A 15,580-nucleotide genomic window follows, 5' to 3' on the forward strand; every position below is an offset into this window, starting at 1 on the left:
CTTCGGCTGCGGGCCGTCGGTGGCCGAGCGCGCCCACGCGGCAGAGCCGCACAACGTCACAGCCCCGCGCCCCTGAGTACCTAGGGGCGCGGGGAACTGCGCGAGCAACTCAGCACGGTCCGCAGCCGAACGACGCCCCCGGAAGTGGGGCCTATCTCGTGTTGCGCGACAGCGCGAGCGCGTAGTCCGCCCACCACTCCCCCGCCTTCGGCCCCCCCTTGCACGCCCCGTCCGACTCCCCCGGCCGCTTCACCCACACATACGCGTCCACCAGCCCGTCCCCCGTCCGCGTCGTAGGCCGCTCGCCCAGGGCGCGACCGGGCGGGTTGCACCACGTCTCCCTGGGGTCGCCGCCCGTGTACGGCCCGTTCCCGTTGCGGCTCGTGTCGATCACGAAGTGCTTCCCCGACAGCTTCGCGGACAGCTGGTGGCCGAACTCCCGGCTCGCCGCCGTCGTCTGGAAGTTGGAGACGTTGACGGCGAAGCCGTCCGCCGAGGACACGCCTGCCCGCCGCAGCGGCTCGTCCAGCGCGTCCGGCCGCTGCCACCCCGCGTTGCCCGCGTCCACGTACACCTTCACGCCGGGCTGCCGCTTCAGCCGCTCGACCGCCTTCTTCAGCAGGTCGTAGCGCTCCTCCGCGAACTGCGCGGGGGTGCAGCCGTCGACCAGGTGCAGCACCGCGTCCGGCTCCAGGACCACCGTGGCGGACCGGTCCCCGATCCCGGTGGCCACCTTATCCACCCACGCCCGGTACGCGTCCCCGTCCGCCGCCCCGCCCTTGGAGAACTGGCCGCAGTCGCGGTGCGGGATGTTGTAGAGCACCAGCAGCGCCGTGCGGTCCGCCTTCGCCGCCGCCTCGGTGAAGCCCCGCGCCTCGGACTCCGGGTTCTCCGGGCCGATCCACTCCCCGACCGGCTGCTCCGCGATCTTCCCGATCAGCGCGGCCTTGGTGTCGTCGCCTCTCTTGCGGTACGCGGCGGCCTGCCGCGAGGCGTTGCCATCCGGGTTGACCCAGAACGGGTCGGTCCCCTTCGGCTGCTGCGCCACCTCGGGCTTCTTGTCGTCGTCCGAGGACGAGCAGGACGTCAGCAACAGGGCCACCCCCATCGCCGCCCCGACCGCAGCCGCCCGCGTACCCCTGCGCAACATCCGTCCCCCTCAACGTACTTTTCCGGACGCTTCCCCCGATCCATCGTGGCACACCGCCGAACGCCCCCACGAGCCCGTTCCCACCGAGCGCGCACGGAAGGCGACTTGGCGTTAACCGGCCCTAGGCCGAAAGCGCACACCGGTTCTACAGTGGTCGCATCGGCCCCAGCCCCCGGCCACGTTCGACGCCGGTCCCACCGAGCCTCCCGCGGAGGTGCCGGGCTTCTCCCGCAGCCCGTGCGCCCGCGGTCGAGGACCAGCCCGGCCGGCGGCTCCGGGGGGAGCGGGCCGTCGGCCGGGCCAGGTACGGAGGGCGCGGCCGTGCGCGCTCAGGACCTGGGGGCCGCCGCCGCCCGTACGTCCGTCAGATAGGCGGACACCACCACGTTCGCCGTGTACGTACGCGCCTTGCGGTCGTAGGTGCCCCCGCAGGTGATCAGCCGCAGCTCCGCACGGCCCGACTCGCGCGGCCCGTACACCTTGTGCGCGTCGAACCGGTCCCGGCCGAAGACCTGTACGTCGTCGATGGTGAACTCGGCGACCGACCCGTCGGTCCTGGTCACCCGGATCTTCTGGCCGGGCCGGGTGGCGCTCAGGCCGTAGAAGACGGCGGGCTTGCTCTCGGTGTCCACATGGCCGACGAGCAGCGCCGCGCCGGGCCCGCCGGGCTGGACCCCGGCGCCGAACCAGCCGACCGTGCCCGGCCGGTCGTACGGCGGCGGATCGACCGCGCCCGAGGTGTCGAGGCCGCGTGGCACGACGGGAGCGGTCACGCCTATCGAAGGGATCTCGACACGCTGCGGCGCCGCCGCCGTAACGGGAGCGTGCGCGGGCGGCAGCGGTACGCCCAGCGGGCGCCCCACGGCCGCCACGTCGCCGGTGGTGGGGGCCGAGCTGCCGCCGGGGCCGTCGGTGGCCTCGCGGCCCCACAGCCACAGACCCAGCAGCAGGACCGCCCACGCCACTCCGGTCAGCAGCCGTCCGGTGCCGGACGTGTGCTCGGAGGACATCGCCCGGCTCTTCTCAGTCGCTGCGGCGCCGGCGCCGCACGCTGCGGCCCGCCACCGCCACCGCCGCCACGGCCGCCAGGGCCAGCCCGATCACCGTGTGCCGGGTGCCCGGGCCCTGCTCGGTGGCCTGCCGGTCCGCGAGGTGCGCGGCACCGCCGCCGCCCGCGTGGACGGGGGCGTGCGGGGTGGCGTGGTGGTCGGGGTGGTGGTCGTCCGGGTGGTGGTTGCCGCCGTGGACGACCGTGACGCGGCCGGAGGCCTGGCCCGAGCCGTCCTTGCAGTTCACCCAGATGTCGTAGTCGCGCGCCTGGGCGTCCGAGCGGATCCGGGCCTGTGCGAAGAGGCCCCCGTCCGCCGCCGGCGTGAAGTGCGCCTGCGAGACGAAGGCCTCCGAGGTCCCGACGGCCTGCTTGCCGCCGCACACGCTGACCCGCAGGTCCACCTCGCCGCCCGGGGCGGTCGTGGACGGCGTCACCGTCAGCGAGCCGTGCGGCTCGGAGTCCGCAGTGGCGGCGGACACGGGCATCAGGGCGGTGGCGGCCGCCATGGCCGCACAGAGCGTGACCTGTCGAAAGCGCATCGTGAACCTCCTGTAAGGAAGGTTCACGCGTCACCCGCGCTTCCGCATCCCGGGCGCGCCCTTTCAGGGGGCGCGAGGCAGCGGCTAGATCAGGGAAACCAGATCGGCGATCGAGTCCACGGTCTTGGAGGGCCGGAACGGGAAGTTCTCCACGTCCTCCGGGCGGGTGAGCCCGGTCAGCACCAGAAACGTCTGCATCCCCGCCTCCAGTCCGGCGAGGACATCCGTGTCCATCCGGTCCCCGATCATCGCGCTGGTCTCCGAGTGCGCCCCGATCGCGTTCAGGCCCGTGCGCATCATCAGCGGGTTCGGCTTGCCCGCGAAGTACGGCTTCTTGCCGGTCGCCTTGGTGATCAGCGCGGCCACAGCGCCGGTCGCGGGCAGCGGGCCCTCGGTGGACGGGCCGGTCTCGTCCGGGTTGGTGCAGATGAACCGCGCGCCGCCGTTGATCAGCCGGATCGCCTTGGTGAGCGCCTCGAAGCTGTACGTACGGGTCTCGCCGAGCACCACGTAGTCCGGCTCGTGGTCGGTCAGGACGTAACCGATGTCGTGCAGCGCGGTGGTGAGGCCCGCCTCACCGATCACGTACGCCGTGCCGCCCGGCCGCTGGTCGTCCAGGAACTTCGCGGTGGCCAGCGCCGAGGTCCAGATGTTCTCGACCGGCACGTGCAGGCCCATCCGGGAGAGCCGGGCCTGGAGGTCGCGGGGGGTGTAGATGGAGTTGTTGGTGAGGACGAGGAAGGGCTTGCCGGACTCCTTGAGCCCCTTCAAGAAGGCGTCCGCCCCAGGGATCGGCGTGCCCTCGTGGATGAGGACCCCGTCCATGTCGGTGAGCCAGGATTCGATCGGCTTTCGCTCGGCCATGGGGCGGACTCTCCTGCGGTGTGCGATGGGGTGAGCTGGGCGGTGCCGGGGTGCACCGCGCTGTGCCGTGCCGACACCGCCCAGCCTAGTCAGGAACTCGTGAGTTTCACCTGGTCGATCACCCAGTACCATCGACGTCCCCGCCCTCGCGGGCGGCGGCGGTCAGGCTTGGCCCTGACGCGCTGGTTCACGCGTACGCCTGCCAGTTTTTGTGGCGACTCGGCCCTTATGGGGCCTGCGCGTGCTCTTGGAGAACTCCCGGCCGCAGCCAACACGCTTCTTCGGGTCCCGCCGACCGCAGGACGGACAGGTCTGCGAGGTCCCGGCCGGGGGCACAAGGCGTAGCTCCGATCCGTACGCGCCACCCGAAACGGCCTCAGCCGCCGGTCGCCGACTTCCAGGCGTCCACGTACGTCGGCAGGTTGGTGCTGATGTCGATCCAGTTCGGCTCGAAGACCTCGACGCCCTGGGTCAGCTGGGCCAGCGCGGTCGCGTTGGCGTCGGTGGCCTTGACGTCGGTGCGGGCGGCGAAGCCGCCGCCGATGGCGCTGACCTGCTGCTGGGCCTGCTCGGTGAGCATGAAGTCGAGCAGCTTCTTTCCGTTGGTGGTGTGCGGGGCCTTGGCTACGAGGCCGGCGGCGTACGGCAGGGCGAAGGTGGTGGGCTTGCCGGAGCCGGTCGCCGGGAACCAGATGCCGAGGTTGGGCATGGTCTTGGCCTGGGCGTAGTTCATCTGCACATCGCCGTTGGCGACCAGCAGTTCGCCCTTGTCCACCTTGGGGGCGAGCTTGCCGGTGGAGGCGGACGGGCCGACGTTGTTGGCCTGGAGCTTCTTCAGGTACTCCATGGCGGCGTCCTTGCCGCCGAAGTCGTGCATCGCCTTGATGACGACGGCGGTGCCGTCACCGGCGACGCCCGGGGTGGAGTACTGGAGCTTGTTCTTGTACGTGCCGTCCAGGAGCTCCTCCCACGTCCTGGGCGCCTGCTTCAGCTCCTTCTTGTTGTAGATGAAGCCGAAGTAGTTGTTGACGACGGCCGTCCACTTGCCCTTGGCGTTCTTCTGCGCGTCCGGCACCTTGTCGGCGCCGACCGGGGTGTACGGCTGGAGCAGGCCCTTGCCGTCGGCCTGCTGGATGAACGGCGGCAGCGTGACCAGTACGTCCGCCTGGGTGTTGGACTTCTCGCGGACGGCGCGCTGCACCATCTCGCCCGAGCCGCCCTCGACGTACTTGACCTTGATGCCGGTCTTCGCCTCGAAGTCCTTGAAGACCTTGTCGTACCAGCCGTCGCCCTTCTCGCCCTTGAGGCCGTCGGCGCTGTAGACCGTGACGACCTTCTCGTCGGACCTGGAGTCGGCGGAGGAGGAGCCGCCGCAGGCGGAGAGCGTGGCGGCGAGGGCGAGGCTGCCCGCGGTGGCGGCGAGCGGGGTGAGGAGGCTTCTGCGCATGACGTTTCGAACTCCTGTTATCTGAAGCTGGCTCTGGTGCGGATACGGGAGACGGCGAGCAGCACGAGCAGGGTCGTGCCCATGAGGACCACGGCGACGGCCGCGCCGGTGAAGAGCGAGCCGCGGTCGGTGGCGGCGAAGACCTGCACCGGAAGGGGGGTCCAGTCCGGCGGGTAGAGCATCATCGTGGCGCTCAACTCACCCATGGACAGGGCGAAGCAGAGCCCCGCGGCCGCGTTCAGGGACGGCAGCAGCAGCGGCAGCCTGACGCGCCACAGCACGTACGAGGGCCGGGCGCCGAGGCTGGCGGCGGCCTGCTCGTACATCGGGTCCAGTCGCAGGATGGCGGCCGAAACCGACTGGTGGGCGAACGCCGTGACAAGAACGGTGTGCGCGAGGATCACGATCCAGCGCGTGCCGTTGAGCAGGAACGGCGGCTTGGAGAAGGCGACCAGGACGGCGAGTCCGACGACCACCGAGGGGACGGCGACGGGCAGCACGAACAGCGCGTCCATCGCCCGCTTGCCGCGCCTGCCCAGCGAGGCGCCGGCGAGCGCGGCCCAGGCCCCGACGGTGAGGGCGAGCACGCTGGCGGTGAGCGCGGTGACCAGGCTGGTGGTGAGGGCCTGGAGGGAGTCGCCGGTGGTGGCGGCGTCGTAGTGGCCGGTGGTGAAGCCGGACGGGAGTGCGCCGGACCAGTTGGTGGCGAAGGAGGCGGCGACCACGACCAGGAGCGGCAGGGCGAACAGGGGCAGGAAGAGGAGGAAGAAGACGGTCCAGGTGGCCCAGCGGCCGCCTCGGCTATGCACCAGCACGTCGGCTCACCACCCGGTAGAGGCCGTAGAGGCCCACGGAGATCGCGATGTTGACGACGGCGACGACACAGGCGGCCGGGTAGTCCGACTCCAGGATCGCCTTGCTGTAGACGAGCATGGGGAGGGTGGTGACCCCTTTCGCCCCGGTGAAGAGCACGATGCCGAACTCGTTGAGGCACATCACCAGGACCAGTGAGCCGCCGGCCGCCAGCGCGGGCAGCGCCTCGGGCAGCACGACCTGCCGCACGATCCGGGCGGGCCGGGCGCCCAGCGAGGAGGCGACCTCCAGCTGGGCGGTGTCGAGCTGGGAGAAGGCGGCGAGCAGCGGGCGCATCACGAACGGGGTGAAGTAGGTGATCTCCGCGAGGAGTACGCCCCAGGGCGTGGTGAGGAACTGGAAGGGCCCCGTGTGCGCGCCGGTGACGTCCGTCCACAGGCCGTTGGCCATGCCGACGGTGCCGTAGATGAAGAGCAGGGCGAGCGTGATGAGGAAGGACGGGAAGGAGAGGAAGACATCGATGAAGCGAGCGACCGCTTTTCCGCCGGGGAACGGGACGAACGCGATGACCAGGGCGAGGACGAAGCCCAGGACCAGACAGCCCGCGGTCGACCCGGCGGCCAGCCACACGGTGGTCCACAGCGCGTCCCGGAACGCGTGCGACGCGAAGACGTCCTGGTAGGGCGCGAGGGACAGCCCGTCGGCGCCGTCGGGCGTCAGCGACTGCTTGACGACGAGGCCGAGGGGATAGAGGAAGACGAGGGAGAGAGCGATCACGGGCGGGAGGGCCCACGCCCATGTGGGCAGTGCCCGTCCGGGCCTGGCCTCCGCCACAGGTGCTCCGCCCGGCGGGTGGCTCTTCGGCGTCTTCGGCCGCGGTCCGACCGCGGTCGGCCGCGCCCCCGAGGGGGTCCGCACTTCAGCCACCACCTGCCACCCCCGCCGCCAGCAGCACCGCGTCCTCGGCCGCGAAGTGCAGCGTGACCTCGTCGCCCAGCGCCGGGGTCGTCCGCAGCTCGCGCACGTCCGCCTTCACCGCGTGCCCGGCCACGTCCACGTACAGCCGGTGCGTGGAGCCGCGCCACTGGACCTCACGGATCCGTCCGCGCAGGGCGTTGGGGCCGTCCCCGAGGCCGACGAGGTGCGGCCGTACGCACAAGGTGGCCATCGCGCCCGCCGCGACCTCGTCCGTGGCGACCGCGAGGTCCGTACCGCCGAAGGACACGTATCCCGAACCGACCCGCACCGGCAGCAGGTTGGCGTTGCCGACGAAGGACGCGGTGAACTCCGTACGGGGGCGCCGGTAGAGGTCCTGCGGGGTGCCGCAGTCCCGCAGCCGGGCCCGGTCCATCACCGCGATCCGGTCCGCCAGGGTCAGCGCCTCGACCTGGTCGTGGGTGACGTAGAGGATGGAGACGTCGGGCAACTCGCGGTGCAGCCGGGCGAGTTCGGTGAGCATGCCCGACCTCAGCTGGGCGTCGAGGGCGGACAGCGGCTCGTCGAGGAGCAGCACGCCCGGCCGGATGGCGAGCGCCCGGGCGATCGCGACGCGCTGCTGCTGGCCGCCGGAGAGCTCGCGCGGATAGCGCTTGGCGTACGCCGCCATCCCGGTCATCTCCAGCGCCTCGGCGACCCGCCCGGGGATCTCGGCCCGGGGCGCCTTCTGGGCGCGCAGCCCGAAGCCGACGTTGTCGGCGACCCGCAGGTGCGGGAAGAGGGCGTACTGCTGGACGACCATGCCGATGCCGCGCCGGTGCGGCGGCAGCGCGGTGACGTCCCGGCCGCCGATGAACACCCGCCCGGCGGCGGGCCGCACGAACCCGGCGACGGCCCGCAGCGCGGTCGTCTTGCCGGATCCGGACGGCCCGAGCAGCGCCATGACCTCGCCGGGCTCGACGGTGAGGTCGAGGGAGTCGAGGACGGTGGTGCCGCCGTACTCGACGCTCACGCCCTCGAACCGGATGCCGGTCACGACGCTTCCGCCCGCGCCAGCACGTCCGGCAGCTCCGCCACCGAGCCGAGCACGTCGGTGGCGCCCGCCGCGCGCAGCGCGTCCTTGCCGTGGGCGCCGGTCAGCACCCCCGCGACGACCCCCGCCCCGGCCCGGACCCCGCTGAGCATGTCGTACGAGGTGTCGCCGGCCAGCGCGATCCGGCGCACCGAGTCCACCGCGCCGGTGCGCAGCAGCGCGGCCAGCACCATGTCCGGGTAGGGGCGCCCCCGGCCGCCCGCGTCCGCCGGGCACAGGGTCAGCTCCACCAGGTCGCGCCAGCCGAGCGCGCCGAGGATGGCGTCCTGGGTGGCGCGGGCGAAACCGGTGGTCAGGACGACCGTGCGGCCCTCGGCGCGCAGCCGCTCGATGGTCTCGCGGGCCCCGGGCAGCGCGCTGACGCGACCGCCCGCGACGAGTTCCCCGTACGCCTGCTCGAAGGCGGTGTTGGCCTGGCGGGCCCGGCTCTCGTCGCCGAACAGATGCCGGAAGACGGAGATCTTGGACTCCCCCATGGTGGCGCGGACGTGGCCGACCATCGTCTCGGGGTCCTCGCCGAGGCTGCGCGCGGCGGCCGCGAAGGCCTGCTCGACCAGCCCTCCGTCGGCGACGGTGGTGCCCGCCATGTCGAGGACGACCAGGTCGTAGATGTTGCTGTTCATGTCGATCGGCTCCCTTACCAGCCCAGCTCGTTCGCGGTCCGCTCGGCGACCGCCGGGGAACAGGTCATGCCGCGCCCGCCCGGTCCGGTGACCAGCCACACCCCGTCGCGCACCTGCTGGCGGTGGACGACGCGGGCGGTGTCGGTGCACTGCGCGTACACCCCGGCCCAGCGGCGGCGGACCTTCGGCAGCGGGCGGCCGAGGAAGGACTCGACGACCCGGGTGAGGTGCTCGTACGGCTCCTCGGTGACGTCGAAGGCGAAGGGGTGCGCGTACTCGTGCGTGTCGCCGATGGTCAGCCCGCCGTCCATGCGCTGGACCATCAGCAGCTGCATCTTGTGCGCGGCGGCCGTGGGGTCCTGCGGCCGGCCCGCGTTGAGGGCGTCCAGCGCGCCGCCCGCGTACGCCGGGTAGTAGCGGAAGCTGTCGGCGTCCGCGACGGAGGTGGTGAGCGGCTCGCCCAGCGGCTCGGTCTGCATCATCTGGAGGCGTACGCGGCGCACCGGCAGGTCGGGCACCAGCTCGCGGACCAGGCCGCCGAGCCAGGCGCCGGTGCACAGGACGACGGCGTCGCCGCTGTGCACGTCGCCGTGGTCGTCGCGGACCGCGTTCTCGCCGATGACCTCGCGCACCTCGCGGCCGCCGAGGAAGGTGTAGCGCCCGGACCGCAGCAGCTCGGCCTTGAGGGCGAGCTGGGCGGTCCTGGGCTCCACGGCCGCGTCGCGCTCGCACCACAGGGCGGCGGCGAAGTCACCGCGCAGGGCGGGGTTGAGGGCCCGCGCCTCACCGGCGGTGAGCAGCTTGTAGCCACGGGCCGCCGCGTCCTCGCGGGCCAGCGCGGCTTCGGCCACGCCCAGTTCGAGCGCGCCCCGGACGGGGGTGAGCGAGCCGCAGGGCCTGAAGCCCACCTCGGGGACCCGCTCCCCGATGCCCTCCCACAGCTCACGGGCCCGCAGGGCGGTCTCCAGCTCCTCGCCGCCCGCCCGGCCGCTGACCCATATCTGCCCGAAGTTGCGGAGCGACGCCCCGCGCGCCTCGCTCTCGCGCTCGATCTGTACGACCTCGTGGCCGCGTTCCACTGCGTGCCAAGCGTGCATGGTTCCCACCACGCCGGCTCCAACGACGATGACTCTCACGACGTGAACAGTCCTCGCGGCGGGTGGACCGGACGGGTCCGCGGAACGACGGGACGGTGAACGCCCCTGCAAACTTGGGCTAGACCCGTTATCATTACGTTACTAAGAGGGCCCGCTATGACAGGAAACGCCCCCTCAGTCGAGGCTCGTCCCCAGATGCGTGGTGAAGGAGAACCGGTCGCCCCGGTAGAGGGTGCGGACCCGCTCCAGCGGCAGCCCCTCGGTGTCGCGCGAGACGCGGTGGATCAGCAGCATGGGCAGCGCGGGCGGGGTGCCGATCAGCAGCGCCTCGCGCGGGGTGGCCAGGACCGTCTCGATGCGCTCGTCGGCGTCCCCGAACGCGATGCCGAGCCGTTCGTGGAGATAGGCGTAGAAGGACGAGTCCGGGGTGAACTCGCTGTCCAGGCGCGGCACTCGGGCGACCGAGACATAGGTGCTCTCCAGCCCCATCCGCTCGTCGTCCGCGAGCAGCACCCGCTCCATGTGCCAGACGGGCTCACCGCGTTCGAGCCCGGTCTCGGCGGCGAGCGCGGGGGGACACGGGAACCGGTCGAGCGAGATGAGATGACGCCCGGGCCGCCGCCCCTGCCGGCGTACGCCCTCGGTGTAGCTCGCGAGCGAGAGGGGCTGCTCCAGCTTGGGCCCGGCGACGACGGTGCCGCGCCCCTGGCGCCGCAGCCGCCCTTCGAGCAGCAGCTCGCGCAGCGCCTGCCGCACGGTCTCACGGGCGACCTCGTACCGCTCGGCGAGGTCCCGCTCGGTGGGCAGCAGCCCGCCCTCCCCCAACTCCTCGATGAGCAGGGCCACTTGGGCCTTCACGGCGTAGTACTTCGGAATGCGCCCGTGCTCAGGGATGCCGGACCGGATCGGAGCCCCGGGCGCTTGGTCGTTCGGGTAGTCCACGGGGGGATCGTTGCACGTGGGGATGCGTGACCCCGCGCGGGGCCACGCACTGCACCCCGCCCCCGCCGAGCTGCGCACCCCGCCCGGCCCCACCCCCTGCCGGGCTGCGCACCCCGCCCGGCCCCGACCCCCTAGGGGCGCGGGGAACTGCGCGACCAGCCCACCACGGTCCGCAGCCTGAAGACGGTTGTTCGCCTGCGGGCCATCGTGGCTGATCGCGCAGTTCCCCGCGCCCCTGAAGGGCGCTCAGCGCCGCCGCAGCCGCCAAGCCCCCGCAACCAGCACCCCACCCCCGGCCACCAGACCGAGGGCGGAGACCCACCCCGGCACCGGCACCCCCGTACGCGCCAGCTCCGGCGGCCCCGCGAGCTGCGCCGCCGGCGAGGGCAGCCCGATCCCGAACCGGTACCCCCCGGACTCCCCCACCCACTCCCCGTCGTCCCCCCGCCGCTGCACCACCGCCGCGTTCGCCGTCACCTCGTTGGGCCGTGTGTCGGCCGTGAACCCGAGCCGCACCTTCACGGTCACCGTCGACCCCGCGCCGATCACGAACCCGGGGAACCCGTCGTCGAACACCCCGATGTGCTCGTCCGCGTCGGTCCGCTCGAAGGGGACGGGGTGCGGGCGCCCCGCCGCCGCGTCGAAGAAGTCCATCTTCGCCTGGCCGTCCCGCAGCGTGCGGTCCCGGTCGACGAGGACGACCACGGGGTGGATGTTGCGGCAGGTGTGCGCGGTGGTGTTGGTGAGGTCGACGTACCAGAGCTGCTGGCCCCCGCCGGGGACGTACTCGGCGGGTCCGCCGTGGATCCGCGTGGCCACGGGGAAGTCAGCCCCGGCCCGGTCCCCGCAGACGGGCTGGTTCGCGGCGGAGAACAACGCGTGCCCCTGCCGCCCGCGCGGCTCGCTCTCGTCGGCCACCGCGACCGGGGAGACGGTCAGCGCCGTGGCCGCGGCCACCGAGAGGCCAAGGACGTTGCGCAGCCGCATGAGGGGCCGTCGCATCAGGGGCCGTGGCATGAGGGACCGTCGCATGAAGGGCCGTCGCATGAAGGGCCGTCGCATGAGGGACCGTCGCATGAGGCACCTTTGCTGCTCGCGGGCGTACGTGCTCCAGGACCCTGCCACCGGCACGCCCGCGCCACGCCCGCCCACGCGGGACCGGCCCCCGAAGTCCGCCCGATCAGCCCAATATCGGCACGTCGGATCAACTGACGAAACGCCGCCGCCCCTCACACGGCACCCGGCACCCGGCACCCGGGGAGAGCGACCGCACGACCGCTCGGCTACCGGCCGGCCCCATGCCCGAACACCGGCCCCAGGATCAGCCGCGCCGCCCCCTCCGCCACCGCGTGCGGCCCGCCCGGCGCCACCGACACCGGGATCGCCCGCGCGTCGCCGCCCCGCCGGGCCCGCTCCTCCAGGACCGCCTTCACTCCCCGTACGAAACCGTCCTGCGCCCCCATGACCGTACGGCCGCCGAGCAGGACGCGGTCGATGTCGAGCAGGCCGACGAGGTTCGCCGCGCCGACGCCGAGGAAGCGGGCGGCGGCCGCGATGTCGCCGCGGGCCACCGACATCAGGCACAGCGCCTCGATGCAGCCGCGCGCGCCGCAGCCGCAGGCGGGCCCGCCGAGCAGGATCGTCTGGTGGCCGAACTCGCCCGCGCCGGTCCGCGAGCCGCGCAGCAGCGTGCCGTCCAGGACGAGGCCGGCGCCCAGGCCGGTACCGAGGTGGAGGTAGGCGAAGGAGTCGGCGGGGCCGCGCAGGGCGAGGCCGAGGGCGGCGGCGTTGGTGTCCTTGTCGAGGACGACCGGCAGGCCGAGGCGGGCGGCGAGCGCGTCGCGCAGCGGGAACCCGTTCCACCGCGGGAAGCCGGTGACCCGGTGGAGCACCCCGGTGCGGTGGTCGAGCGGGCCGGGGCTGGCGACGCCGACGCCGAGTATCGGGCGCCCGCCGATCAGGGAGCGGGCCTGCTCGGCCGCGGCCCCCACCACCGTGTCGTGGTCCGCGCCGAGGTCGAGCGGCACCGTCCGCACGCCGACCAGCGTGCCGGCCAGGTCGACCAGGACCGCGGTGAGCTCGTCGCGGTCGAGGTGCAGCCCTATCGCGTGCCCGGCGGACGGCACCAGCTTGAGCACCGTGCGCGGCTTGCCGCCGGTCGAGGCGCGCCGGCCCGCCTCGGTCGCCGTGCCCTCCGCCCGCAGCCGCGCGGTGATCTTGCTGACGGCCTGCGGGGTGAGCCCGGTCCGCTCGGCGAGCTCCAGTCTGCTGATGCCGTCGTCCCCGGCCGTACGCAGCAGATCGAGCACAAGCGCGGCGTTGTGGCTGCGCAGGGCCGGCAGGTTGGCTCCCGAGTTACTCCTGTTCACCCCTTCATTGTCTCCTGCGCTTGCACTTTGGCAACAGCGTTGCTTAAGTGGGTCCATGAACGCTCGTACGGACACTGACCTCCGTGGCGGGACCGCCCTCCGCGTCGGACTCGTGGGCTACGGCCTGGCGGGATCCGTCTTCCACGCCCCGCTGATCGCCGCGACCGAGGGGCTGGCCCTCGACACGGTCGTCACGTCCAGCCCCGAGCGCCGCGAGCAGGCCCGCGCCGAGCACGGCGCCGGGCTGCGGTTCGCCGCCTCCCCCGACGAGCTGTTCGACGCCGGTCTCGACCTGGTCGTGATCGCGTCCCCGAACAAGACGCATGTGCCGATCGCCACCGCCGCCCTGAAGGCCGGGATCCCGGTCGTCGTCGACAAGCCGCTGGCGGGCACGGCCGCCGAGGCGCGCGGCCTCGCCGCCCTCGCCGAGGAGCGCGGCCTGCTGCTCTCGGTCTTCCAGAACCGCCGCTGGGACAACGACTTCCTCACCCTGCGCGCCCTGCTCGCCTCCGGCGAGCTCGGCGAGGTCCAGCGCTTCGAGTCGCGTTTCGAGCGCTGGCGCCCGCAGCCCAAGGGCGGCTGGCGCGAGTCGGGCGACCCGGCGGAGATCGGCGGACTGCTGTACGACCTGGGCAGCCACCTCGTCGACCAGGCCCTGGTCCTGTTCGGCCCGGCGCTGCGGGTGTACGCGGAGGCCGACGTACGCCGCCCGGGCGCCCAGGCCGACGACGACACCTTCATCGCGATCACCCACGCCGGCGGGGTGCGCTCGCACCTCTACGTCAGCGCCACCACGGCCCAGCTCGGCCCGCGCTTCCGGGTGCTGGGCTCCGCCGCGGGCTACGTCAAGTACGGTCTGGACCCCCAGGAGTCCGCCCTGCGCGACGGCCTGCGGCCGGGCACCGGCGAGCCGTGGGGCCTGGAGCCGGAGGGGATGTGGGGCCGGGTCGGATCCGGCGAGTCCCCGCTGACGGGCGGCGGCCGCCCCGCGCCGAGCCTGCCGGGCGACTACCCCGCGTACTACAGGGCGATCGCCGCCGCCCTGCGCGAGGGCGGCGAGCCGCCGGTCTCCGCGCACGAGGCCGCGGCGGCGCTCGACGTCCTGGAGGCGGCGCGCAGGTCGGCACGCGAGGGCGTGACGGTGGAGGTGGCGCTGTGACGGCCCCGTCCTTCACGATCCCCGAACTGGAGGCGCAGGAGGCCGAGCTGGAGCTGGCGCGGTTCACGTACGAGGACGCGTGGGCGCTCGGCTCCCTCCTGCGGGAACTGGCGCTGGCCCGCCGCGCCCCGGTGGCGATCGACATCCACCGCGGCCCCCAGCAGCTCTTCCGCTGCGCCCTGCCGGGCTCCACCCCCGACAACGACGCCTGGCTCGACCGCAAGCGCCGCGTCACGGAACGGTACGCGGCGAGCTCCTACCTGGTCGGCGCCCGCTTCCGCGCCAAGAACACGACGTTCGAGGCCTCCTCCCGCCTGGACCCCGACACCTACGCGGCCCACGGCGGCTCGTTCCCCCTGCGGGTGACGGGCGCCGGCGTGATCGGCACGGTGACCGTGTCGGGGCTGCCACAGGTGGAGGACCACGCGCTGGTGGTGGAGGCTCTGCGGGGGTTCAGGGGGTAGGGCGGGGACGGGGTGGCGGGGGGGCTGTCCCTCCAGGGGTGAGCCGCACCCCCCAGGGGCGCGGGGAACTGCGCGACAAGCCCACCACCGGGCCGCAGACGAGGACGACCAGCACCACACCGGACCCGGCATCCGCACCCGCCCCGCGCAGCGTCACGCCCCCTTGAGCTCCTGCCGCTGCCTCCCCAACCCCTCGATCTCCAGCTCCACGACATCCCCCGCCCGCAGATACGGCTTCGGCTCCGGCTGCCCCATGGCCACTCCCGCCGGGGTGCCGGTGTTGATGACGTCACCCGGGTACAGCGTCATGAAGCGGCTGACGTACCGGACGACCTCCGCGACCGAGAAGATCTGGTCCGCCGTGGAGCCGTTCTGCTTCAGCTCGCCGTTCACCCACAGCCGCAGCGACAGCGCCTGCGGGTCCGGGACCTCGTCCCGGGTGACCAGCCAGGGGCCCAGCGGGTTGAACGTCTCGCAGTTCTTGCCCTTGTCCCAGGTGCCGCCGCGCTCGATCTGGAACTCGCGCTCGGACACGTCGTGCGCCACCGCGTACCCCGCGACGTACGCCAGCGGGTCCTCGTCGTCGGCCACATAGCGGGCGGTGCGCCCGATGACGATCGCCAGCTCGACCTCCCAGTCGGTCTTCACCGACCCGCGCGGCACCAGGACCGTGTCGTTCGGGCCCACCACCGTGTCCGCCGCCTTGAGGAAGACGACCGGCTCGGCCGGGATGGCCTGGCCGGTCTCGGCGGCGTGGTCGTGGTAGTTCAGCCCGATGCACACGACCTTGCCGATCCGCGCGACCGGCGGGCCGACGCGCTGCCCGGCCGCGTCGAGGGCGGGCAGCACCCCGGTGTCGGCCGCGGCCCGTATCCGGTCCAGGGCGAACTCGTCGGCGAGCAGGTCGCCGTCGATGTCCGCCACCAGTCCGGACAGATCCCGCAGGGTCCCGTCGGCGGCGAGCAGCGCGGGGCGCTCATTGCCCGCCGTGCCTACGCGCAGCAGCTTCATGGTCTGTCTCCCTAGGTCGAGC

Annotated in this window: 16 protein-coding genes and 1 pseudogene; 2 read left to right on the plus strand and 15 right to left on the minus strand. The window is 73.1% G+C overall.

Translation table 11 applies throughout. The features are described from left to right. Nucleotides 1–151: 151 nt before the first annotated feature. From ABD236_RS28290 to ABD236_RS28350, 14 genes and pseudogenes are all read right to left on the minus strand, one after another. Nucleotides 152–1,150: a glycoside hydrolase family 6 protein gene (locus tag ABD236_RS28290; protein ID WP_344078392.1), complete on the minus strand. Its 999-nt coding sequence runs from the start codon at nt 1,148–1,150 to the stop codon at nt 152–154. 329 nt (nt 1,151–1,479) lie between these two features. After that, nucleotides 1,480–2,160: a class F sortase gene (locus tag ABD236_RS28295; RefSeq protein WP_344078394.1), complete on the minus strand. Its 681-nt coding sequence runs from the start codon at nt 2,158–2,160 to the stop codon at nt 1,480–1,482. A 13-nt stretch (nt 2,161–2,173) separates the two neighbouring features. Further along, a complete protein-coding gene (locus ABD236_RS28300) occupies nt 2,174–2,740 on the minus strand; it encodes a hypothetical protein (RefSeq protein WP_344078396.1) in 567 nt (188 codons plus the stop codon). 84 nt (nt 2,741–2,824) lie between these two features. Then, nucleotides 2,825–3,604, minus strand: coding sequence for an HAD-IIA family hydrolase (locus tag ABD236_RS28305; protein ID WP_344078398.1), 780 nt, complete (start codon nt 3,602–3,604; stop codon nt 2,825–2,827). Between the two features lie 162 nt (nt 3,605–3,766). Next, a pseudogene (locus ABD236_RS35105) lies at nt 3,767–3,949 on the minus strand (hypothetical protein); the annotation flags it as partial. A gap of 31 nt (nt 3,950–3,980) precedes the next feature. Continuing rightward, nucleotides 3,981–5,051 carry a 2-aminoethylphosphonate ABC transporter substrate-binding protein gene (locus ABD236_RS28310; protein WP_344078400.1) on the minus strand — a complete coding sequence of 357 codons (1,071 nt, stop codon included), beginning with the start codon at nt 5,049–5,051 and terminating at the stop codon, nt 3,981–3,983. A gap of 17 nt (nt 5,052–5,068) precedes the next feature. After that, entirely contained in the window at nt 5,069–5,866 is a 798-nt protein-coding gene (locus ABD236_RS28315) for an ABC transporter permease (RefSeq protein WP_344078402.1), read from the minus strand. Continuing rightward, entirely contained in the window at nt 5,853–6,782 is a 930-nt protein-coding gene (locus tag ABD236_RS28320) for a 2-aminoethylphosphonate ABC transporter permease subunit (protein ID WP_425543982.1), read from the minus strand. The genes ABD236_RS28315 and ABD236_RS28320 overlap by 14 nt, the downstream gene beginning before the upstream one ends. Nucleotide 6,783: 1 nt before the next feature. Further along, entirely contained in the window at nt 6,784–7,836 is a 1,053-nt protein-coding gene (locus ABD236_RS28325; RefSeq protein WP_344078406.1) for an ABC transporter ATP-binding protein, read from the minus strand. Beyond that, a complete protein-coding gene (locus tag ABD236_RS28330) occupies nt 7,833–8,516 on the minus strand; it encodes a phosphonatase-like hydrolase (RefSeq protein ID WP_344078408.1) in 684 nt (227 codons plus the stop codon). Before ABD236_RS28330 ends, ABD236_RS28325 begins: the two co-directional genes overlap by 4 nt. A gap of 14 nt (nt 8,517–8,530) precedes the next feature. Then, nucleotides 8,531–9,652, minus strand: coding sequence for a TIGR03364 family FAD-dependent oxidoreductase (locus ABD236_RS28335; RefSeq protein ID WP_344078410.1), 1,122 nt, complete (start codon nt 9,650–9,652; stop codon nt 8,531–8,533). 135 nt (nt 9,653–9,787) lie between these two features. Beyond that, nucleotides 9,788–10,555 (minus strand): GntR family transcriptional regulator, encoded by a 768-nt coding sequence (locus tag ABD236_RS28340; protein WP_344078412.1) that lies wholly within the window; start codon nt 10,553–10,555, stop codon nt 9,788–9,790. Nucleotides 10,556–10,801: 246 nt separating this feature from the next. Beyond that, a complete protein-coding gene (locus ABD236_RS28345; protein WP_344078414.1) occupies nt 10,802–11,557 on the minus strand; it encodes a hypothetical protein in 756 nt (251 codons plus the stop codon). Nucleotides 11,558–11,838: 281 nt separating this feature from the next. After that, nucleotides 11,839–12,924 carry an ROK family transcriptional regulator gene (locus ABD236_RS28350; RefSeq protein ID WP_344078416.1) on the minus strand — a complete coding sequence of 362 codons (1,086 nt, stop codon included), beginning with the start codon at nt 12,922–12,924 and terminating at the stop codon, nt 11,839–11,841. Between the two features lie 55 nt (nt 12,925–12,979). Here ABD236_RS28350 and ABD236_RS28355 point away from each other — a divergent pair, with 55 nt between their 5' ends. Both ABD236_RS28355 and ABD236_RS28360 read left to right on the plus strand, forming a co-directional pair. Further along, nucleotides 12,980–14,083, plus strand: coding sequence for a Gfo/Idh/MocA family oxidoreductase (locus tag ABD236_RS28355; RefSeq protein WP_344078418.1), 1,104 nt, complete (start codon nt 12,980–12,982; stop codon nt 14,081–14,083). Then, a complete protein-coding gene (locus tag ABD236_RS28360; RefSeq protein WP_344078419.1) occupies nt 14,080–14,547 on the plus strand; it encodes a heme-degrading domain-containing protein in 468 nt (155 codons plus the stop codon). The genes ABD236_RS28355 and ABD236_RS28360 overlap by 4 nt, the downstream gene beginning before the upstream one ends. A 153-nt stretch (nt 14,548–14,700) precedes the next feature. Here ABD236_RS28360 and ABD236_RS28365 read toward each other — a convergent pair whose 3' ends face one another. Beyond that, nucleotides 14,701–15,558 carry a fumarylacetoacetate hydrolase family protein gene (locus ABD236_RS28365; protein WP_344078421.1) on the minus strand — a complete coding sequence of 286 codons (858 nt, stop codon included), beginning with the start codon at nt 15,556–15,558 and terminating at the stop codon, nt 14,701–14,703. Nucleotides 15,559–15,580 lie beyond the last annotated feature (22 nt).

The sequence above is a fragment of the Streptomyces crystallinus genome (assembly GCF_039521265.1).
GTDB classification, from domain to species: Bacteria; Actinomycetota; Actinomycetes; order Streptomycetales; family Streptomycetaceae; genus Streptomyces; species Streptomyces crystallinus.